Annotated in this window: 14 protein-coding genes and 3 pseudogenes; 5 read left to right on the forward strand and 12 right to left on the reverse strand. The window is 69.6% G+C overall.

Going from position 1 to position 20402, the window contains the following annotated elements; genetic code table 11:
• The 7 genes and pseudogenes from VF592_RS06715 to VF592_RS06745 form a co-directional block, all read right to left on the reverse strand.
• Window positions 1–124 (reverse strand): annotated as a pseudogene (locus tag VF592_RS06715) (sensor histidine kinase KdpD); the annotation flags it as partial.
• A 7-nt stretch (window positions 125–131) separates the two neighbouring features.
• Window positions 132–749, reverse strand: a complete 618-nt coding sequence (kdpC, locus tag VF592_RS06720; protein WP_331004844.1) for a potassium-transporting ATPase subunit KdpC — start codon at window positions 747–749, stop codon at window positions 132–134.
• Between the two features lie 48 nt (window positions 750–797).
• Window positions 798–2831 (reverse strand): potassium-transporting ATPase subunit KdpB, encoded by a 2034-nt coding sequence (gene kdpB / locus VF592_RS06725; protein WP_331004845.1) that lies wholly within the window; start codon window positions 2829–2831, stop codon window positions 798–800.
• A 15-nt stretch (window positions 2832–2846) separates the two neighbouring features.
• Window positions 2847–4550: a potassium-transporting ATPase subunit KdpA gene (gene kdpA, locus VF592_RS06730; RefSeq protein ID WP_331004846.1), complete on the reverse strand. Its 1704-nt coding sequence runs from the start codon at window positions 4548–4550 to the stop codon at window positions 2847–2849.
• Window positions 4551–4563: 13 nt separating this feature from the next.
• Window positions 4564–4653 carry a K(+)-transporting ATPase subunit F gene (gene kdpF / locus VF592_RS06735; RefSeq protein ID WP_331004847.1) on the reverse strand — a complete coding sequence of 30 codons (90 nt, stop codon included), beginning with the start codon at window positions 4651–4653 and terminating at the stop codon, window positions 4564–4566.
• 95 nt (window positions 4654–4748) lie between these two features.
• On the reverse strand, window positions 4749–5657 hold the full coding sequence (locus VF592_RS06740; RefSeq protein ID WP_331004848.1) for a TorF family putative porin: 909 nt from the start codon (window positions 5655–5657) through the stop codon (window positions 4749–4751).
• Between the two features lie 981 nt (window positions 5658–6638).
• Window positions 6639–7226 carry an NAD(P)H-dependent oxidoreductase gene (locus tag VF592_RS06745; RefSeq protein WP_331004849.1) on the reverse strand — a complete coding sequence of 196 codons (588 nt, stop codon included), beginning with the start codon at window positions 7224–7226 and terminating at the stop codon, window positions 6639–6641.
• Window positions 7227–7346: 120 nt separating this feature from the next.
• Between VF592_RS06745 and VF592_RS06750 the strand changes: the two genes are divergently transcribed.
• The 3 genes and pseudogenes from VF592_RS06750 to VF592_RS06760 all read left to right on the forward strand — a co-directional run.
• A complete protein-coding gene (locus tag VF592_RS06750) occupies window positions 7347–9476 on the forward strand; it encodes a transglycosylase domain-containing protein (RefSeq protein WP_331004850.1) in 2130 nt (709 codons plus the stop codon).
• A gap of 73 nt (window positions 9477–9549) precedes the next feature.
• A complete protein-coding gene (locus tag VF592_RS06755; protein WP_331004851.1) occupies window positions 9550–10551 on the forward strand; it encodes a threonine aldolase family protein in 1002 nt (333 codons plus the stop codon).
• A gap of 62 nt (window positions 10552–10613) precedes the next feature.
• Window positions 10614–11384 (forward strand): annotated as a pseudogene (locus tag VF592_RS06760) (DMT family transporter); the annotation flags it as partial.
• On the opposite strand, the gene VF592_RS06765 reads toward VF592_RS06760, so the two are convergent.
• Genes VF592_RS06765 through VF592_RS06775 form a run of 3 tightly spaced genes read right to left on the reverse strand, consistent with a single transcriptional unit; the run spans window position 11324 to window position 15524 of the window.
• Window positions 11324–12217, reverse strand: a complete 894-nt coding sequence (locus VF592_RS06765) for an NAD(P)-dependent oxidoreductase (protein ID WP_331004852.1) — start codon at window positions 12215–12217, stop codon at window positions 11324–11326. The pseudogene VF592_RS06760 and the gene VF592_RS06765 sit on opposite strands and share 61 nt — an antisense overlap.
• A 2-nt stretch (window positions 12218–12219) precedes the next feature.
• Entirely contained in the window at window positions 12220–13821 is a 1602-nt protein-coding gene (locus VF592_RS06770) for a M20/M25/M40 family metallo-hydrolase (RefSeq protein ID WP_331004853.1), read from the reverse strand.
• A gap of 2 nt (window positions 13822–13823) precedes the next feature.
• A complete protein-coding gene (locus VF592_RS06775; RefSeq protein ID WP_331004854.1) occupies window positions 13824–15524 on the reverse strand; it encodes a M28 family metallopeptidase in 1701 nt (566 codons plus the stop codon).
• Between the two features lie 96 nt (window positions 15525–15620).
• Here VF592_RS06775 and pepN point away from each other — a divergent pair, with 96 nt between their 5' ends.
• Complete coding sequence (gene pepN, locus VF592_RS06780; protein ID WP_331004855.1) at window positions 15621–18221, forward strand: aminopeptidase N; 2601 nt, start codon at window positions 15621–15623, stop codon at window positions 18219–18221.
• A gap of 22 nt (window positions 18222–18243) precedes the next feature.
• Here the strand turns inward: pepN and VF592_RS06785 are convergent, their stop codons facing one another.
• Window positions 18244–18915 carry a glutathione S-transferase family protein gene (locus tag VF592_RS06785; protein WP_331004856.1) on the reverse strand — a complete coding sequence of 224 codons (672 nt, stop codon included), beginning with the start codon at window positions 18913–18915 and terminating at the stop codon, window positions 18244–18246.
• Window positions 18916–18989: 74 nt separating this feature from the next.
• Here VF592_RS06785 and VF592_RS06790 point away from each other — a divergent pair, with 74 nt between their 5' ends.
• Complete coding sequence (locus VF592_RS06790) at window positions 18990–19529, forward strand: hypothetical protein (RefSeq protein WP_331004857.1); 540 nt, start codon at window positions 18990–18992, stop codon at window positions 19527–19529.
• A gap of 751 nt (window positions 19530–20280) precedes the next feature.
• Here VF592_RS06790 and VF592_RS06795 read toward each other — a convergent pair.
• Window positions 20281–20402 (reverse strand): annotated as a pseudogene (locus tag VF592_RS06795) (IS5/IS1182 family transposase); the annotation flags it as partial.

Raw genomic sequence — 20402 nt, forward strand, 5'->3', positions numbered from 1 at the left:
CGTCGGTGCCGCGCTCGAGCCGCCGGCGCGCCTCGCCGAGCATCGCGTAGGTCTTGCCGACACCGGGAGCCGCGCCGAGGTAGACCGTCAGCCGGCCCCGGCGTGTCTCGTCCACAACGCCCATTGTGTGCTCAGCGCTCCACGGCCGCCTCGCGGACGGCGATGTTGAGCAGCAGGACGTTCACGCGCGGCTCCCCGAGCACCCCCCAGGTGCGGCCGGAGGTGTGGTCCTCGACCAGCCGGCGTACGGCGTCCTCGCTCAGCCCGGTGGCGCTCGCGACTCGGGGCACCTGGAGCTCGGCGTAGGCCACGGAGATGTCGGGGTCGAGGCCCGACCCCGAGGCGGTCAGGGCGTCGGGCGGGACGTCGGACGGTGCGACGCCGTCCCGCTCGGCGATCTCGGCCCGCCGGTCCTTGATCGCGGCGATCAGCTCGGGGGACTCCGGCCCGTAGTTGGAGCCGTAGGTCGAGAGCATGTCGTAGCCGTCGCCGGCGGCCGAGGGCCGCGGCCAGAAGAGCGCCGGGTCGTCGACCAGCTGCCCGACGAGGGCGGACCCGACGGCCTTGTCCGGGTCGTCGGTGTGCGCCCCCGTCGCGGTCACGAGCGACCCTTGGGCCTGCCAGGGCGCGGCCACGGCAGCGACGCCGGACACCGCGAGCGGGTAGGCGATGCCGAGCACCAACGTCGCGGCGACCAGCAGCCGCAGCCCGGCCAGGCTCTGGCGGAAGAGGTCATACAAGGACTTCACGAACGGTTCCTTTCGAGCGGCGGTTTCGAGGCTCGCTGCGCTCGCACCTCAACCACCGAGGCCCGGGATGAGCGAGATGACGAGGTCGAGCAGCTTGATGCCGACGAACGGCGCGACCAGCCCGCCGACGCCGTAGATCAGCAGGTTGCGGCGCAGCAGGTCGGCCGCGGACGAGGGCCGGTAGGCGACGCCGCGCAGGGCCAGCGGGATCAGGGCCACGATGACCAGGGCGTTGAAGACGACCGCGGACAGGATGGCGGACTCGGGCGAGGACAGTCGCATGACGTTGAGGACGTCGAGCTCGGGGTGGGCGACCACGAACATCGCCGGCAGGATCGCAAAGTACTTGGCGACGTCGTTTGCGACCGAGAACGTCGTGAGCGCACCCCGGGTGATCAGCAGCTGCTTGCCGATCTCGACCACGTCGATCAGCTTCGTCGGGTCGGAGTCGAGGTCGACCATGTTGCCGGCCTCCTTGGCCGCAGTCGTCCCGGTGTTCATCGCGACCCCCACATCGGCCTGAGCCAGGGCCGGAGCGTCGTTGGTGCCGTCGCCGCACATGGCGACCATCCGGCCGCCGGCCTGCTCCTCGCGGATCAGCGCCAGCTTGTCCTCGGGCGTCGCCTCGGCGAGGAAGTCGTCGACGCCGGCCTCCTCGGCGATCGCGCGCGCGGTGGTCGCGTTGTCGCCGGTGATCATCACGGTTCGGATGCCCATGGCCCGCAGCTGGGCGAACCGCTCCCGGATGTCGGGCTTGACCACGTCCTTGAGGTGGACGACGCCGAGCAGCCGACCCCTCTCCGCGACGACCAACGGCGTGCCGCCGGTGGTGCTGACCCCCTCGACCAGCACGTCCAGTCGCGGATCGGTCTGCCCGACCCACGCGGTGACCGCGGAGGCAGCGCCCTTGCGGAGCTCCCGGCCGTCTATGTCGATGCCGCTCATCCGGGTGCTGGCCGAGAACTCCACCAGCGTCGAATGCACCGGTGGTTGAGGAGGGCGCTCTGCGCCCGTCTCGAAACCACCGCCACCCACCAGCGCGACGACGCTGCGGCCCTCGGGCGTCTCGTCGGCCAGCGAGGCCAGCAGCGCGGCCTGCGCCAGCTCGTCGTACGCCACGCCGTCGAGCGGGAGCAGCTCGGTGGCCTGGCGGTTGCCGAAGGTGATGGTGCCGGTCTTGTCGAGCAGCAGCACGTCGACGTCGCCGGCGGCCTCGACGGCGCGGCCCGACATGGCCAGCACGTTGCGGCGGACCAGCCGGTCCATGCCCGCGATGCCGATCGCCGACAGCAGCGCCGCGATGGTCGTCGGGATCAGCGTGATCAGCAGCGCCGCCAGGATCGTGACGGGAATCGACCCGCCGGCATAAGCCGCGAAGAACGGCACGGTGCCGACGGCGATCAGGAAGATGATCGTAAGCCCGACGAGCAGGATCGTGAGGGCGATCTCGTTGGGCGTCTTCTGCCGCTCGGCGCCCTCGACCAGCGCGATCATGCGATCGAGGAAGCCCTGGCCGGGGTTGACCGTCACGCGTACGACGATCTCATCGGAGATGACGCGCGTTCCCGCGGTCACCGCCGACCGGTCGCCGCCGGCCTCGCGGATCACGGGGGCGGACTCGCCGGTGATGGCGGCCTCGTTGACCGACGCGACGCCCTCGGCGACCTCGCCATCGGAGGGGATCAGCTCGCCCGTCCGGACGCGAACGAGATCGCCGACCCGGAGCGCGCTGGCGGCCACGGACTCGACACCGGCCCCCTTCACCCGATTGGCGGTGAGCTCCGCCTTGGTAGCGCGCAAGGACGCCGCCTGCGCCTTGCCGCGCCCCTCGGCCAGGGCCTCGGCGAAGGTACCGAACAGCACCGTCAGCCATAGCCAGACGACGAGCTGGAGCTTGAAGCCGAGCCCCAGCCCGTCCTGCCCGATGACGAGCAGGACGGTGAGGAGGAGCGCCACGACGGCGGTCACGAACATGACCGGGTTGCGGACGAGCTGATTAGGGGCGAGCTTGCGGAACGACTGTCCGATCGCGGGTAGCATCAGCTCGGCGGTGAACAGCGACGAGGTTTCGGCGCGGGCCATGGTTGGGCCTTTCGATCAGGACAGCTGGCCGCGGATCATCGCGAGATGATCGGCGATGGGACCGAGCGCGAGGCTCGGCAGGAAGGTGAGGCCGCCCAGGATCAGGACGATCCCTACAAGGAGCCCGACCCACAGGCCGCCGGTGGTCGGAAACGACCCCGCGCCGGCCGGCGTGTGTCGCTTGGCCGCGAGCGAGCCCGCGATAGCGAGCATCGGTACGATAACGAAAAACCGTCCCAGCCACATGCCGGCGCCTAAGAGCCCGTTGTAGAAGGGCGTCCCCGCCGTCAGTCCGGCGAAGGCGGAGCCGTTGTTTCCGACCGCGCTGGTGAAGCCGTAGAGGATTTCGGAAAAGCCGTGCGGCCCCTTGCCCAGCGGCCCGGCTAGTCCCGTCTCGGTGACGGACGCGATCGCGGTGCCGCCCAGGATGCATAGCGGCAGCACGGCGATGGCGAGGATGGCGAGCTTCACCTCGCGCGCCTCGATTTTCTTGCCGACATATTCGGGGGTGCGCCCGACCATCAGCCCGGCCACGAACACGGCCAGGATCGCGAACAACAGAAAGCCGTAGATGCCCGCGCCGACGCCGCCGACCACCACTTCACCCAGCTGGATGTTGAACAGCGGCACGAGCCCGCCGAGCGCGGTGAAGCTGTCGTGCATCGCGTTGACGGCGCCGCAAGACGCGGCGGTGGTGACCACCGCGAACAGCGCGGAAGCGGCGATGCCGAAGCGAACCTCCTTACCCTCCATGTTGCCGCCGGCCGTGCCTAGCTGCTGGAGGATCGGGTTGCCTGCCGCTTCCTGGCTGTAGGTGACGGCGACGCCGGCGACGAACAGGACCAGCATCGCGGCCAGGATGGCCCAGCCTTGGCGCGTGTCGCCGACCGCCTTGCCGAACGTCCAGGTCAGCCCGAAGCCGATCAGGAAGATCGACACCATCTGGATGAAGTTCGTCCAGTCGCTCGGATTCTCGAACGGGTGGGCGGAGTTGCCGTTGAAGAAGCCACCTCCGTTGGTGCCCAGCATCTTGATCGCTTCCTGCGACGCCACCGGACCGAGCGCGATCACTTGGCTCGCGCCCTCGACCGTGGTGGCCGTGACCTGCTGCACCAACGTCTGCGGAACGCCGCCCGCGACGAGCACGAGCGCGTAGACCACCGAGATGGGCAGCAGCAGATAGAGCGTGACGCGCGTCACATCGGCCCAGAAATTGCCGATCGTCGCCATCTCGCGCCGCGCGAAGCCGCGGAACAGCGCAAAGGCGAGCGCGATACCGGTCGCGGCCGACAGGAAGTTATGGATAGTCAGCGCCAGCATCTGGCTGAGGTTCGACATCGCCGCCTCGCCCGAATACCATTGCCAGTTGGTGTTGGTGGTGAAGCTCACCGCCGTGTTGAACGCTCCGTCAGGCGCGATCCCGGCGAAGCCCGGCCGGTTGAGCGGCAGCACCGCCTGCAACCGCAGCACCGCATAGGTCAGCAGCAGCAGCGCGATGTTGAACAGCAGCATATGGACAGCGTAACGCCGCCACCCCTGTTCGACCGCGGGATCGATCCCGCCCAGCCGATAGAAGCCGCGCTCCACAGGGCCGAGCACGACGTGAAGCGGCGTATGTCGGCCCTCGTAGAGCGCGTGGAGCCACAGCCCCATCGGCTTGGTGAGCGCCAGCATAACGCCGACGAATGCGAGGATCAGGATCCAGCCCTGAATGGTCATGGGTTCCGGTCCTTCAGAAGCGCTCGGGCCGGACGAGCACGGCCACGAGGTAGACGAGGAGCGCGAGCGCGGTCGCAGCGGCGAGCCAGAGGTCCACCGTCATCACGCGCGCTCGCACAGCGAGACATAGGCGAAGGTCAGGAGCACGAGCCCCAGGAGAACGCCGAGCCAGAGAAAGTCCTGCATCCCTGCTGCTCCCTAGAATGCGGCGGTAAGGGAAAAGACGAACGTGCCGTCAGCGATAGAGCCGGTGCCGTCCTGCCCCCGCGAAAAGCTCGGCTGAAGATAGGCCGCCTCGCGACGTGAGATGTCGGTGTCGACATAGGAGAGGTTGAGCGTCAGGTTCTTGTACGCGGCGTCGAAGCCTAACGCATAGTCCCAGTACTTGCCCGTCGGCGCCACGCTGGTCGCGTTGGGGCCGAGTCCGCGATTGCCGTCCGAATAGCCGATATGCGCCTTGGCGGCGAGCGGCGTGCCCGCGATGGCGAGCGCGCCATCGCCGGACAAATAGAGATTGTCCTCCGTATCGCCCGGATCGTTATAGACCCCGGCAACCGCGTCCGCGCCGGTAAAGTACCAGCGACCTAGCGCCTGCTGCTTGGGTGCGTAGGCCACGCCCGCGGTGAGTGTCAGCGGCCCCCGCGTACCCGACACCTTGATGTAGGGCTCGAAGAAGTCGGTCTCGTCCGCGCCGCCCGGAAACAGATAATAGGTCAGCCCGACGTCCACCGCCGCCTTCTCGGTCGGCTTGAACTTGTACCCTGCGATCAGGTCCAGCTCGACGTTGGCGCCGCCGAACGTGCCCCAGCCCGACAGGTTCGACGCCCAGAATCCGCCGTACAGGCCGGACTCGTGATTGACGGTAAGCGAGCCTTGGACCGCAAGCTCTTCATCCGACTGCGACACGCCGCGGAAGCGGTAGTCGGAGGCGAGCGCGACCGTTCCGCTGATCGTGATCGGCGACGCGTCCTCCGCGACCGGGACCGCCGATTCGGTAGGGCGTGCGGGCGAATCCGCGCCGGGCGCGATGTCCTGCGCGAACGCCGGCGCGGACGCGGTTATCAGCAAGGTCGCCAGCGCCGCGCGCGTGGCCGTCTCGAACATCATTCATCATCCCCCATTGCCGAGCTTGCGAGTGGAAGCGGACATTTCGGAGACGGTGCAGTACGCCCGGGCCGCGTAGCATAGCGAGACGGGGTCGGCGCGATCTCCATAGTATCGGCGTATGTTTCCCCCATCGGAAGACGGACCGTCGCTGACCTCGGCCGTCGACGAATCGCCGGGCCAGATATGCGAGCAGAAGGAGGTTCAGGATGCCGGCGGCGAGCGCCAGACGGCATATCGTGGGTCTCCCCGTGATTTGATCACTTGCTGCCCTTTCGGCGTCGCAGCACCAAGATCAGCGCCGCCAAGGCGAATGAGAAGGCGGCCACCGACAGCAGCGCACGAACCCCGCGCCTTCGCCTCCGATGCGGGCCATAGTCGAACGTAGTCATCGCGCATGGCATCCATAAGCCAGCAGAATCAGGGCGCTGCGCCGCCCCGGCGTGCTGGGAGCCATTCCTCATGGAAGCGGGGTCGGGAGCATCGTCATGGCCCGAGAGTACACCAGCCGGTCGAGTCTGCCGCCCCCGAAGCGCTTATCGAGCGGCCCACTGCGTCGTACGATGCAGCGCAGATGCGGCCGATGGCTATTTGGTCCCAAACTCGGGTCAAAGCCGGAACGCGAGAGTGCTTACGGTACGAGTCAGTCGGTCAGCGGCGCGCTGTCCCGCGCGCTCAAGTGCCTACCGGAAAGCGATTTTCTTCCCGACTGACGTGCTACCTTTCACCGCCACAAAACGACGCCGAAGTCCCCGATTGACAAGCCCATCCAACGCACCCAGGCTGGATCGGCATTCGTGATTTATCACACGGGCGATCGCTGGTGCCATGCCGGCGCGCAGCAGCCGGTGTTCACCGCGCTCACCACCGACCGCGACAATCAATATCCGGCTTTCGACACCGCCGTCATTCGCGCCCATCAGCAAGCCGCGACCGGAAACCCCGTCCGTCTCGCCAGGCTCTGGCGCCGAATATGGACCCGGCCTAGGCTTCGCCCCCGGCCAGCGGCGCGAAGCGCGCGACCTGGCGGCCGACGAGGCGCAGCTGCTCGACCACCGACGGGTCGCTGGCGCCGCCTTCGTCGTCGAACTTCGTGATCTGGCTGTTGATCGCCGCGGCGAAGGGCGTGGGCCAGCCGCGAAACGCGTGAACGATCGAGCGGAGCGCCGCGATCGTCGATCCGGTCGCCTGCCAGCCATAGGCGGTCGCGATCAGCCCCACGGGCATGTCGGCCAGATAGGGACGCTCGTCGCGCGCGGTCTCCTCCAACAGGTCGAGCGCGTTCTTGACGACCCCCGACACCGACCCGTGATAGCCCGGGCTGGCGATGATCAGCGCGGACGCCTGGCGGACCGTTTCGACGAACTCGCGCTCATGCTCGGTTCGGGTCGGTGCCTTGGGATCGTAGAGCGGCAGCCGCGCCATGTCGGCGCCGCCGAACATGCGGGTGCGGAACCCCTGTTCGCACGCGGCGTCGAGCGCGATGCGCAGCGCGCGTTCGGTCGAGGACACGCCGCCGATCGTGCCGCCGATCCCGACGACCAGGGGTTGTCCGTCCAGCGATGCCGTCATGTCCGCCCCCTGCCCCAAGTCGCGGCACCCTCTAGGACCACGCTGGTGGAATGGAAAGCGCGGGGGTAGAAACAAGGCGGATGCTGGTGTAGTAGTTTGCTAGCACAGTAGAGTGACCCGATGCGGCCCCATCCTTTCGATACCAACGGCCGCGCGCGGATGCGGCGCGGGGACGAGCCCGAGCCGCCGCCGCCTGCCGTTCCCGATCCCGTCTTCGCGCCGGCCCCGTCCTTTCGGCCGGAGCGGTCGAGCGACAACTGGAATTATCCGCTGCCGCCGGAACCGCGGGTCGGAGCGCGGCGCCCCTGGGGTCGGTGGATCGGGCGGGGACTGGGCGTCGGCATCGTCCTGCTGGTGCTCGCGATCGGGTGGCTGGCGATCACCGCGCCCTTGTCCAAATCGCTCAAGCCGCCGACCCCGCCGTCGATCACGCTGACCGCCGACGACGGCACCCCGATCGCCAGGCGCGGCGCGGTGATCGGCAAGCCGGTCGACGCGGCGGCGCTGCCCGCCCATGTGCGCGAAGCGTTCCTGGCGATCGAGGACCGCGGCTTCTATGGGCATTGGGGCATCTCGCCCAAGGGCATCGCGCGCGCGGCGTGGAGCAATGTCGGCGCGGGCGGGGTGCGCCAGGGCGGCTCCACGATCACCCAGCAGCTCGCCAAGAACGCGTTCCTCGATTCGGACCAGACGGCCGCGCGCAAAATCCGCGAGATGATGATCGCCTTCTGGCTAGAGGCCTGGCTGTCCAAGAACGAGATCCTGTCGCGTTACCTGTCCAACGTCTATTTCGGCGACAACACCTATGGCATCACAGCGGCGGCGAAGCACTATTTCGGGCGCACCCCGGCCAATCTGAATACCGGCCAGGCGGCGATGCTGGCCGGGCTGCTCAAGGCGCCGTCGCGGCTCGCGCCGACGAGCAACCTGGCGGGCGCGCGCAAGCGCCAGGCGGTGGTGGTCGCGGCGATGGTCGATGCGGGCTTCCTGACGGATCGCGAGGGCGACCGGGTCCAGCCCCAGCGCGTGCTCGGCAGGCGGCCGGGCGCCCTGCCCAGCGGCACCTATTTCGCCGACTGGGTCCTGCCGGAAGCCCGCGACCGAGCGGGCGAGGTGCAGACCGAGGCGACGGTGGAGACGACACTCAACCGCCGTTACCAGCGCGCCGCCGAACGCAGCGTCCGCGCGGCGGGGTCGAGCGGCCTGCAGGCGGCGCTGGTGGCGATGCGGCCTGACGGGCGCGTGGTCGCGATGGTCGGCGGGCGCGACTACCGGAAATCGAGCTTCAACCGCGCGACCCAGGCGCGGCGCCAGCCGGGATCGACCTTCAAGCTGTTCGTCTATCTGGCGGCGCTGCGATCGGGGATGACGCCCGCCTCGACCGTCGAGGACCGGCCGGTCGACATCGCGGGGTGGAAGCCCAGGAACAATGACGGACGCTATCTGGGGACGATCACGCTGGCCCAGGCGTTCGCGCGCTCGTCCAACGTCGCGGCGGCGCGGCTGACGCAGGATGTCGGGGTGCGCAATGTCATCAAGGCGGCGCGCGACCTGGGCATATCGACCCCCATCGCCAACGAGGCGACGATCGGGCTGGGCACGTCCGGAGTGTCGCTGCTAGAGCTGACGGGCGCCTATGCCGCGGTCGCGCAGGGGCGCTATCCGGTCCAGCCGCACGGGCTGGCGCAGGCCGAAGAGAAGAGCTGGTACAGGTCGCTGACCGGCGGTGGGCGCGACCTGCCCGAGCGCGTCCATGACGACATGCTGTCGCTGTTGGGATCGTCGATGCGCGGCACCGGCTTCCGCGCCGCTCTGCCGGTCGAGTCGTTCGGCAAGACGGGGACGACGCAGGACGGGCGCGACGCCTGGTTCGTGGGCTTCGCGGGCGACCTTGTCGTCGGCGTCTGGGTCGGGCGCGACGACAACAAGCCCGCCGGGTTGACCGGCGGCGGCGCCCCGGCGCGCATCTGGCGCGACTTCATGGGCGCGGCGCTGAACATCGCCCCGCCGCCCGCGCCGGCGGTCGAGGAGGTCGTCGACGAGAATGTCGGGGACGAGGGACTGCTGGAGGGCGCGATACCGGAGCTGGCGCCGGCCTTGATGGACGAGGTGGAAGGCCTGGGCATCGACCTGCGCGTCGGCGAGGACGGGGCGATCTCGGTCGGCCCCGCGCGGCGCGGGCGCGACGAGCCCCCGCCCGAACGCGAGGAACGCCGACCACCCGAGGAGGATATGGGCGAGGAGTTCTGACGAGGGCTCCCCTTCCTGGATAAGGAGGGGAGAGCTATTGCGGCGAGAAGGGATGCTCCCTACCCGCGCCGCCATGCGCTTCTTTTCGGACAATGCCGCCCCGGTTCACCCCCGCGTGCTCGACGCGATGCTCGCCGCGAACGAGCAGGACACCGCCTATGACGGCGACCGCTGGTCCAAACGGCTCGACGCGCGGCTGGGCGAGCTGTTCGAGCGCGAGGTGCGCGCCTTTTGGGTGCCGACGGGAACGGCGGCGAACTGCCTGGCGCTGACCGCGCTCTGCCCGCCGCATGGGGGGGTGGTGTGCCACCGCGACGCGCATATCCAGAATGACGAAGGCGGCGCCCCCGAATTCTTCACCCACGGCGCCAAGCTGATGCTGGCCGATGGCGAGGGCGCGAAGCTGACGCCGGACGGCATCGCCGAGGTGCTCGACGCGATCGCGAACGACGTCCACCGCGTCCAGCCGCATGCGCTGTCGATCACCAACGCGACCGAATATGGGCGGGTCTATCGCCCGGACGAGGTGGCGGCGATCGGTCGGCTCGCGGCGGCGCGCGGGCTCGGCTTCCACATGGACGGCGCGCGCTTCGCCAATGCGGTGGTGGCGACCGGGGCGAGCCCGGCCGAGCTGACCTGGCGCGCGGGCGTCGACGCGCTGTCGTTCGGCTTCGTCAAGAATGGCGGAATGAGCGCCGAAGCCTTGGTGTTCTTTCGGCCCGAACTGGCGGCGGCGACCGCGCAGCGGCGCAAGCGCGGCGCGATGCTGCTGAGCAAGGGGCGATTCCTGGCGGCGCAGATACTGGGCCATCTGGACGACGATCTGTGGCTCGACTGCGCGCGCGGGGCGAATGCCGGGGCCGCGTTGCTCGCCGAGGCGGCGGCGGGGCGGCTGGTCCATCCGGTCGAGGCGAACGAGGTGTTCCTGCGCGTCACCCCGGACGAGGCGGCGGCGCTGCGCGCGCAAGGGTTCGACTTCTACGATTGGGGCCCCGGCGAGGCGCGGCTGGTCGTGTCCTGGGATCAGGGCGCCGACGCGATCCGGCCGCTCGCCGACGCGCTCCGGCGGCTGTGAGCGCGAAAGCCGATACCAGCCCGCCCGCGACCCGGCTCTCCATCCTCCTCCCCTTCGCGATCGTGACGCTGATCTGGGGATCGACCTGGATCGTCATCCACGACCAATTGGGGACGGTGCCCGCGACCTGGTCGGTCAGCTACCGCTTTCTCGTCGCCGGCATCGTCATGGCGGCCTGGGCGTGGCGGCGCGGCGACTCGTGGCGGCTAGACCGGCGGGGGTGGCTGTTCGCGGGCGGGACGGCGCTGCTGCAATTCTGCGGCAACTTCAACGCGGTCTATCAGGCGGAGCATTACGTCACGTCGGGTCTGGTGGCGGTGACCTTCGCCCTGCTGCTCGTTCCCAATGCGGTGCTCGGGCGCCTGTTCCTGGGCCACGCGCTCGGCGGACGACTGATCGCCGGGTCGGCGGTGGCGGTGGGGGGCGTCGCGCTGTTGTTCACGCACGAGCTGCGGGTCGATCCCAACGGGGTGGGCGTGGTCGCGACGGGGATCGCCTGGACGTTGCTGGGGGTGATGTCGGCATCGGCGTCGAACGTGCTGCAGGGGACGAATACCGCGAAGGCCTATGCGCCCGCCCCGCTGCTGGCGGCCGCCATGCTGCTGGGCGCGGCGGTGGACGGCGCGATCGCCTGGACGCTGGACGGGCCGCCGGTGTTCGAATGGCGCTGGGGCTATGTCGCCGGCATCGTCTATCTGGGGGTGTTCGCGTCGGCGCTGGCCTTCACCCTCTATTTCCGCATCATCCGCCTGATCGGGCCCGCGCGGTCGGCCTATTCGAGCGTGATCGTGCCGGTGATCGCGATGCTGCTTTCGACGCTGTTCGAGGGGTATCGCTGGTCGGCGCTGGCGGCGGCGGGGGCGGTGCTGACGGGCATGGGGCTGGTCATCGCGCTCAGCGCGCGCAGGCCGGTGCGATAATCGGGGTATAGCGGCGTCCAGCGGAGGACGCGCCGGGCCTTGCCGTTCGCGACCCGACGATTCTCGGCGTAAAAGGCGCGCGCCATCGGCGATAACCGGTCGAGCGGCGTGAAGGGCGGCGGGTCCATGCCCAGCAGTCCGGCGGCGAAGGCGATCACGTCGTTCTGCGCGCAGGGCCGGTCGTCGGCGAGGTTGTACGCACCCGGCGGCGCGTTGCGCGCGGCGATCACGCCCGACACGATGTCGTCGACATGGACACGGCTGAACACCTGGCCGGGCGTGTCGACAAGATGCGCCCTGCCCTCGCGCACCCGATCGAGCGCGGAGCGGCCGGGGCCGTAGATGCCGGGCAGGCGGAACACGCGCGCGCCGAGCGCCAGCCAGTCGGCATCGGCGCGGTTGCGCGCGGAGCGGCGGCCGGTGCCGGTCGGCGCGGTCTCGTCAACCCACGCGCCGCCCGTGTCGCCGTACACGCCGGTCGAGGACAGATAACCGAGCCAGGCGTCGCTCCGCGCTAGTCGCGGACCGTAGGCGAGGAGGACCGGGTCGGCCTCGTCGGCGGGGGGGACCGACGACAGGATATGCGTCGCGCGGGCGATCTCCGCCCCTACGGCACGCGCGTCGTCGAAGCGCACCGTGCCCGCGCGGCCGTCGCGCGTGGTCGCGGCGACGCTGCCGACTCCTGCGGAGAAGGCGGCGGCGATGCGGGTGGCGGTGTAGCCCAGGCCCAGGACCAGCAGGTGCACCGTCAGCGCGCCATCGGCCCCTTGTAGAGCGTGCCGAAATAATCGCCCTTCACCCAGCGCGGGCGATCGGGCGCGTCGGCCAGCGCGCGGGCGATGGCATGGTTGACGCGCACGAAGTTCACCCCCGCCGTCCAGTCGATCGGCTGGTCGATCTGGTCGCCGGGCTTGTGGTAATTGGTCTGGAGGAAGCGGGCGGTCGCCGCCGCGCCCTCGCCGCCGGGACCGGGCACGAGCGAGACCGACGGCACGCCTTGACGCACGAAGCTGTAATGATCGGTGCGCACGAAGCTGGCCTGTTCGGGCTCGGGATCGCGCACCAGCGCGAAGCCCTGCGCGCGCGCCGCCGTCGCCACCACGGGACCGATCGCCGACCGGTCCGCGCCGAACGCCACCAGATCGCGGAAGCGATAGGTCAGGATCGGCATGTCGAGATTGACGTTGGCGACGACCGAGCTCTTGGAAACCGTCGGATAGGTCGCGAAATAGTCGGAGCCGATCAGCCCCTTCTCTTCCGCGGTGACCGCGACGAACAGGATGGAGCGCCTGGGCCGCCTGCCCTCCGCCTGGAAACGGCGGGCGACCTCGATCATCGACGCGATGCCGATGGCATTGTCCATCGCCCCATTGTTGATCGCGTCGCCGTTCACCGGCCGGGTCACGCCGATATGGTCGAGATGGCCCGACAGGACGACATATTCGCCGCGCAGCTTCGGGTCCGAACCGCGCAGCAGGCCGACGACGTTGCTGCTCGGCAGCCGCGTCAGAGCAAAGGCTTGCCGCGTCGCGAGCGTCGCCGCCAAGGCACCGGTCGGCACGGCCCGCCCGGCGGTGTCGGCGGCGAGGATGTCGGTCCAGTTCAGCGCCGATCCGGCGAACAGCTTGGCCGCGCCTTCCCAGCTCATCACGGCCAGCGTCGGCGCCCCGCCGTCGCGCGGACGGCCGTCGGGTCCCGCCCAGGTGACCGCGCGCGCGTCCCAGTTGCGGTGGATCGCCGAGACCGGGATGATTCCCCGGCTTTGGCTGGACTCGATGAAGACCACGCCCAGCGCGCCGCGCGCGGCGGCGGTCCTGGCGCGGTCGGCGCGATTGCCGAGATGCGCCGCGACTTCGGACGGCGGACCCTTGGGGCCGCTGTAGAACATCGCCACGATCTTGCCGCGCACGTCGAGTCCGCGATAATCGTCGAGCCCGAGCGCCGGATCGACGACGCCGTAACCGGCGAAGACGACCGGCGCCGACAGGTCGATCGACGCGCCCGCGGGCGTCGAGCGGAGCGTATAGTCGGTGCCGAACACCAATGTCCGCGCCGGGCCCGCGCCGGTCAGCGTCATCACCGGTTCGCCCGCGGGCTTCGCCACGACGAGAGGGACGGGCTGGAACCAGCCGCCCTTCGCCCCCGGCTCCAGCCCCGCCGCGCGCAGGCGCTCGGCGACATAGGCCGCCGCCTTGTCGTAATCGGGCGTCCCCGCCTCGCGGCCACGAAGCGCGTCGGAGGCCAGATATGCGACATGCGCCTTCAGCGCCGCCTCCTCCCCAGACAGTGGGGCGTCCGCCGCAAAGGCCGGCGCGGTCGCCAGCAGGCCGGCGAGGATGAGGGTGCGCATCGTCATTTCGCCATCGGTCCCTTGTACAGCGTGCCGAAATAATCGCCCTTGTTCCACACGGGGCGGTCGTCGCCATCGGCGATCGCGCGCGCGATCGCGTAGTTGACGCCGACGAAGCGCGGGCCCTGGCTCCAGTCGATCGGCAGCGTTACCTCGTCGGAGGGCTTGTGATAGTTGCTGAGGAAGAAGGCGTCATAGGCCGCCTTGCCCGGCCCCTTCTGCCCCGGCCACAGGAACACCGACGGCACCCCCTTCTCGACGAAGCGGAAATGGTCGGAGCGCACGAAGATGCCCTGTTCGGGGATCGGATCGGGCGACATGGTCAGCCCCATCTTCCCCACCGCGCCGCGCACGATCGGGCCGAGCGAGGAGCGGTCGGCGCCGAACACGATCATGTCTTCGAATTTGTAGGTCAGGATCGGCATGTCGAGATTGACGTCGGCGACGATGCTGGCGAGCGGCACCGTCGGGTGATTGGCGAAGTAATCGGAGCCGACCAGCCCCTTCTCCTCGGCGGTGACCGCCAGGAACATCACGGTGCGGCGCGGGCGCTTCGGGTCCGCCTTGAAGCGCTTGGCTTCCTCGATCAGGCTGGCGATGCCCATGGCGTTGTCCATCGCACCGTTGTTGATGCGGTCGCGGGTCGGGCTGCCCTGGCCGACCGGATCGACCCCGATATGGTCGAGATGCGCCGACAGCACCACGACCTGGTCGCGCAGCTTGGGATCGGAGCCGGGGATCAGCCCGACCACGTTGCTGGACGCCACGGGCGCGAAGCCGGTGCGCGTCGCGACCGTCATCGTGCCCGGCGCGGCGAGCGGCTTGAAGCGGGCATCGGCGTCGGCGGCCTGGGCGGCGATCGCGGCCCAGCCGGAACCGAAGATCTTGGCGGCGCCCGCCTGGCTGAGCGTGCCGAGCAGCGGCGTACCCGGCGCGTCAGTGGCGCCGGTGCCGTCGGGGCGGGCCCAGGTGTAGCGCGGGCGGTCGGCGCCCGCGACGAGCGTCGCGAAGGGGCGACGCGCCTCGGACTGGGCGCTGTTGATGACGAGCAGGCCGACCGCGCCGCGCCGGGCCGCGGCCTGGGCCTTGGTGCCGGTCGATCCGTGAAAGGCCCGCTCCTCGCCCTCGAAGCGCGCGGGGGCGCCGCCGAACACCGCCACGATCTTGCCGCGCACGTCGGCGCCCGCGAAATCGTCCTGGCCATAGGTGGGCGCGTCGATCCCCCAGCCCGCGAAGACCAGCGGCGCGGTGATCCGCGTCTCGGCGCGCGCCGGGTTCGGACCGGCGATGAAGTCGACGCCCTGGACGAGCGGGGTCCGGCCGAACGACGCCTGGCTCTGGCCCTCGAGCTTGTAGGCGACGAGCGGCACGCGCTGCAGATAGCCGCCCTCGTCCCCGCCGGGACGCAGCCCCGCCGCATAGAATTGCGACGCCACATATTGCGCGGCGATGTCATATTCGGGCGATCCCGCCTCGCGCCCGCGCATCGCGTCGGACGCCAGGAACAGCACATGCGCCTTCATCGCCGCCTGATCGTCGGGCAGTGCCGCGGTCGTGGCCGCGTTGCGCTGCGCCGCGTTCGGGGCGGGCGCGGTGGGCGGAACGGGAACGCTTTGCGCACGAACGGTCGGCACGGCCTGGTCGTGCGCAAGCGCGGCGGTGGAGCAGGCGGCGAGCGCGAGCGCGAGGAAATGGCGGTGCATCGGCATCCTTCTTGATCTCTGTGCCAGCGGGTTAGCACGCGCCGCATCCCGCGCAAGCGGGTGGCGGTCGCGGCCTCGGGGTCTATATCGGGGCGCATGGACATCCAGAACGCCGTCGCCCAGCCCGCCACTCCCGTCGGCGTCACGCGCCGCGAGGAATATCGCCCGCCCGAATGGCTGGTGCCCGAGGTCGCGCTCGATTTCGACCTCGATCCCGCGCGGACGGTCGTGCGGAGCCGGTTGTCGGTCGAGCGCAACGGCGCGGGCGCGGGCGCGCTGCGCCTCGACGGCGCGGGACAGGCGCCGCTGTCGGTCCAGGTCGACGGCGTGCTCGTGAACGACTGGCGGCTCGACGGCGAGCAGCTCGTCGTGCCGCTGGCGGGCGCGTCGCACGAGGTCGAGATCGAGGTGGCGATCGCGCCGGAGAAGAACACCCAGCTAATGGGGCTCTACGCGTCGGGCGGCATCCTGTGCACCCAGTGCGAGGCCGAGGGCTTTCGGCGGATCACCTATTTCCCCGACCGGCCCGACGTGCTGTCGGTCTACCGGGTGCGGATGACCGCCGACGCGCGGCGCTATCCCGTGCTGCTGGCGAATGGCGATCCGATCGCGCAGGGCATGGGCGAGGACGGGCGGCATTGGGCGGAGTGGCAAGATCCCTTCCCCAAGCCCTCCTACCTGTTCGCGCTCGTCGCGGGCGACCTGCAGGTCAACCGCACCACCTTCACGACGCGTTCGGGACGCGATGTCGAGCTCGGCATCTGGGTGCGCGCGGCCGACCTGGCCAAGACCGGCCATGCGCTCCACGCGCTGGAGCTGGCGATGGCGTGGGACGAGCGGACCTATGGCCGCGAATATGACCTGGACGTGTTCAACATCGTCGCCGTCGACGATTTCAACTTCGGCGCGATGGAGAACAAAGGTCTCAACATCTTCAACTCGCGCTACATCCTGGCCGACCCCGATACCGCGACCGATTATGATTACGACGCGATCGCGGCGGTGGTGGCGCACGAATATTTCCACAATTGGTCGGGCAACCGCGTCACCTGCCGCGACTGGTTCCAGCTGTCGCTGAAGGAAGGTTTCACCGTCTACCGCGACCAAGGCTTCTCGGCGGACCAGGGGTCGGCGGCGGTCAAGCGGATCGAGGATGTGCGTGGGCTTCGCGCGGGGCAGTTCCCCGAGGATGCCGGGCCGCTCGCCCATCCGGTGCGCCCCGACAGCTATCAGGAGATATCGAACTTCTACACGGCGACCATCTACAACAAGGGCGCCGAGCTGATCCGCATGATGGCGACCATCCTGGGAACAGCCAAGTTCCGGGCGGCGAGCGACCTGTATTTCGAGCGCTTCGACGGGACCGCCGCGACCTGCGAGGATTTCGTGGCGTGCATGGAGGAGGCGGGCGGGGTCGACCTGGCCCAGTTCCGCCTCTGGTACAGCCAGGCCGGCACCCCGCGCGTCCAGGCGAGCCTGGAGCATGAGGGCGGCCGCGCGCGCCTCCGGCTGGCGCAGGCGACCCCGCCGACGCCGGGCCAGCCGCTCAAGGCGCCGATGCTCCTCCCCCTCAAGGTCAAGTTGTTCGGCGCCGAGACGGGCCGCGCGCTGGTCGAGGAGCGGCTGGTCATGCTCGGCGACCCGGCGGAGACGATCGTGTTCGACGGCATCGCCGAACGGCCGGTGCTGTCGATCAACCGCGGCTTCTCCGCCCCGGTGGTGATCGAGAGCGACCGGGGCGTCGCCGACCTGGCGTTCCTGAGCGCGCATGACGACGACCCGTTCGCGCGCTACGAGGCGATGCAGCAGCTGATGCTCGACGCGCTCGTCGCCGATGCCGTGGAGGGCGATCGGTCGACGCACGACGCGGTGATCGCGGCGGTGGCGCGGACGCTGGACGACCCCGCGCTCGACCCGGCCTTCCAAGCGGAGGCGGTGCTGCTGCCGTCGGAGAGCTTCATCGGCGACCAGATGAGCGTGGTCGATCCCGACGCGATCTTCCGGGCGCGCGAGGGGCTGCGGCGCGCGCTGGGCGAGCGATTGGCCGAGCGCTGGCGCGCGGCCTATGACGGCGCGCGCGAGCCCTATGCCTATACTCCCGAGGCCAAGGGCCGGCGGCGCCTGCGCAACGTCGCGCTCGGCTTCCTCGCGGCCGCAGGCGGCAATGGGGCGGACAAGCTGGCCTTCACCCAATTCGAGGCGGCGGACAACATGACCGACCGGATGGGCGCGTTGACGGTGCTGGCGAACGGCAAGTCCGGCTCACGCGACGCGGCGCTCGCCGGCTTTTATGCGCGCCACCGCGACAATGGGCTGGTGATCGACAAATGGTTCCAGGTCCAGGCGCTGTCGTCGCGCGACGACACGGGCGCGGCGGTGGCCGAGCTGGCGCGGCATCCCGACTTCACCCTGTCCAACCCCAATCGCGTACGGGCGCTGGTGGGGGCGTTCGGGGTCAACCAGCGGGCGTTCAACGCGGCCGACGGGTCGGGCTATCGCTTCCTGGCCGACCAGCTGCTCCGGCTCGATCCGCTCAATCCGCAGACGGCGGCGAAGCTGCTGCCGCCGCTGGCGCGCTGGCGGCGCTTCGATGCGGGGCGGGCGGAACTCATGCGCGCGGAGCTGGAGCGGATCGTGGGGACGGCAGGGCTGTCCAAGGACCTGTTCGAGCAGGCGTCGAAGTCGCTGGAGGGGTAGGCTCTCCCGCCGCGCCGTCGCGCTAGAAGTCGACGTCGGCGTAGTGGGGGGCCGGCCCGATGACCTCCATCCGCTCGGACAGCAACGGCCGGAAGCTGGGGCGGCTTTTGAGGCCGCGATACCAGCGGGCGGTCTGTTCATGGCCCTTCCAGTCGATGCCGCCCAGATAGTCGACCACCGAGATCTGCGCCGCCGCCGCCAGATCGGCGAGGCTCATCGTCGCGCCCGCCATCCAGGTGCGGTGGTCGAGCAGCCAGTCGGTATAATCGAGATGACCGACCGCCGCCTTCATCGACTCGCGCATCGCCTTGGCGTCCGGGGGCGAGCTTTGCGAGATGCGCTTGATCGCGCGCTCGTGGAGCAGGGGGCCGGTCACGTCCTGGTAGAATTGCGTATCGAACCAGGTGGTGAGCCGCCGGATCTCCGCGCGCTGGACCGCGGTGCCGTTGATGGTCGCCGACTTCTCGACCGTTTCCTCGAAATATTCGCAGATCGCCTGGCTGTCGATCAGCACGATCTGCTGCTCGGGGTCGATCAGGACGGGCGTCTGGCCCGCCGGATTGACGTGAAGGAACTCGTCGCGGCGTAGCCAGGGAGATTCGCGAACCAGCTCATAGCCCACGCCTTTTTCGCCCAGCAGCAGACGGACCTTGCGCGAGAACGGACAAAGGGGGAACTGATGGAGCTGCCACATGAGGCTGTGTTAGGGACGATGATGGTTCGGTGGAAGATGGCGGGCACGGATGTGGTGCGAATAAGGTCGGCGTGGTGAGCGGGTTCCTGATGCTGTTGGCCGCGATCCTGCTCGCCCTGGTGGGCGGCGGCGCGGCGTGGCTGGTCGCGGCGTCGGTGGTCGCGGCGGCCTGGGCCGGGACGACGCTCCCCGATCTCGACCTGTCCTTGGGCCTCGGGCACCGGAGCGCGCTGCTCCACAGCGTGCTGCCGATCGCGGTCGCGGCGGCCGACCGGCGCTTCTGGCCGGTAGCGGCGGGGCTGGGCCTGGGGATCGGGTTGCACATGGCGGCCGACCTGTTTCCCAACGGGATGCGGGGCTATGCGACGATCAAGCTGCCGCTGTTCGGGTCGATCGGCGCGGGCGCATCGTACCTGTGGATCGCGGTCAATGCCGGGTGCGCGCTGGTCGCGGGCGCCTGGCTGCTGGGCCGGATCGCCGCGCCGGGGCTTGCGGGCGCGACGCTGGTCGCGGTGGGGGTGGTGGGCGTCGCCTATCTGCTGCGTACCGATGGCGGCTGGTGGGCGCTCGCGCTGTTCGCGGGGCTGGGCTGGCTGGCGCTGCGGTGGGGGTAAGGCGGCCTTGCCGTGACCCGTCTTGCCGGACTCGTTCCGGCATCCATCGTCGTGCATAGCCGGCGGGTCGCGGGGCCGAACAACGATGGCCCCCGGAACAAGTCCGGGGCGACGGGAGGGGCGGAGCGGACCGGCGCGGAAGGTCACTAAAGATCACGCCAAGAACGCCTTTTGGGGAGGCGGCAAAAGGTTACGAAGCTGACGCTGGTACCCACGAAAACGCGGGTTCAGCCCTCCCCTCGTCACCCCAGCGAAGGCTGGGGTGTCCGGCCGGGAGAGCGCGGCCTCTCCGACCAACGCGATCCCCACCTATGCCGGGAGCACGAGCTTGCGGCTGACGATGAGAAAAGAGCGTACGCCCGGTCAGGGGCGAGTCGCCGGCGAACGTGGCACGAGCGGGAGTTTGTAGGAAAGCACCTTTCCTCAATGTCCGCTTTCGACCCAAAGCCGACATTCGCCGGGAGTCCGCTATCGACCCATTGCGGACGTTCAGCGCCAGTCGCGAACGGCCGCTTTCGCCTCAGTAGCGGACATAAGCAAATAAAGGTCAGCGCTGGTTGCGTGCGTCTTTTAGACGTGCTCCACCTGATGAACGCCCGTCCCAATGTTGCGATGGCTGTCTGGATTGGAGATCGCTCATGCTGACAGCAGCTGCCGTTATGCTTCTGCTTGGACAAGAGCCGCAAACCAAGATCGACCCGGTCCCGCTGACTTTACCCTCAACGTGGGTTTCTCTAGGCTCCAGACTCGTTCACAGCCAGAACGCGAGCGCGGTGGCGAGCGCCACGCCTGACAGGAAGTTGGCCGCGAGCTTGTCGTAGCGGGTCGCGACGCGGCGGAAGTCCTTGAGGCGGCAGAACGCGTTCTCGATCA

This window comes from Sphingomonas sp., assembly GCF_036388435.1.
In the GTDB taxonomy this organism is placed as follows: Bacteria; Pseudomonadota; Alphaproteobacteria; order Sphingomonadales; family Sphingomonadaceae; genus Sphingomonas.

Bases quoted from the DNA above. Each gene is read 5' to 3' on its own strand.
- VF592_RS06740 (WP_331004848.1), bottom strand. From the start codon at position 5,657: ATGATGTTCGAGACGGCCACGCGCGCGGCGCTGGCGACCTTGCTGATA.
- VF592_RS06750 (WP_331004850.1), top strand. From the start codon at position 7,347: ATGCGGCCCCATCCTTTCGATACCAACGGCCGCGCGCGGATGCGGCGC.
- VF592_RS06775 (WP_331004854.1), bottom strand. From the start codon at position 15,524: ATGCACCGCCATTTCCTCGCGCTCGCGCTCGCCGCCTGCTCCACCGCC.
- pepN (WP_331004855.1), top strand. From the start codon at position 15,621: ATGGACATCCAGAACGCCGTCGCCCAGCCCGCCACTCCCGTCGGCGTC.
- kdpF (WP_331004847.1), bottom strand. From the start codon at position 4,653: ATGACGGTGGACCTCTGGCTCGCCGCTGCGACCGCGCTCGCGCTCCTC.
- kdpB (WP_331004845.1), bottom strand. From the start codon at position 2,831: ATGGCCCGCGCCGAAACCTCGTCGCTGTTCACCGCCGAGCTGATGCTA.
- VF592_RS06785 (WP_331004856.1), bottom strand. From the start codon at position 18,915: ATGTGGCAGCTCCATCAGTTCCCCCTTTGTCCGTTCTCGCGCAAGGTC.
- VF592_RS06755 (WP_331004851.1), top strand. From the start codon at position 9,550: ATGCGCTTCTTTTCGGACAATGCCGCCCCGGTTCACCCCCGCGTGCTC.
- VF592_RS06770 (WP_331004853.1), bottom strand. From the start codon at position 13,821: ATGCGCACCCTCATCCTCGCCGGCCTGCTGGCGACCGCGCCGGCCTTT.
- kdpA (WP_331004846.1), bottom strand. From the start codon at position 4,550: ATGACCATTCAGGGCTGGATCCTGATCCTCGCATTCGTCGGCGTTATG.
- VF592_RS06745 (WP_331004849.1), bottom strand. From the start codon at position 7,226: ATGACGGCATCGCTGGACGGACAACCCCTGGTCGTCGGGATCGGCGGC.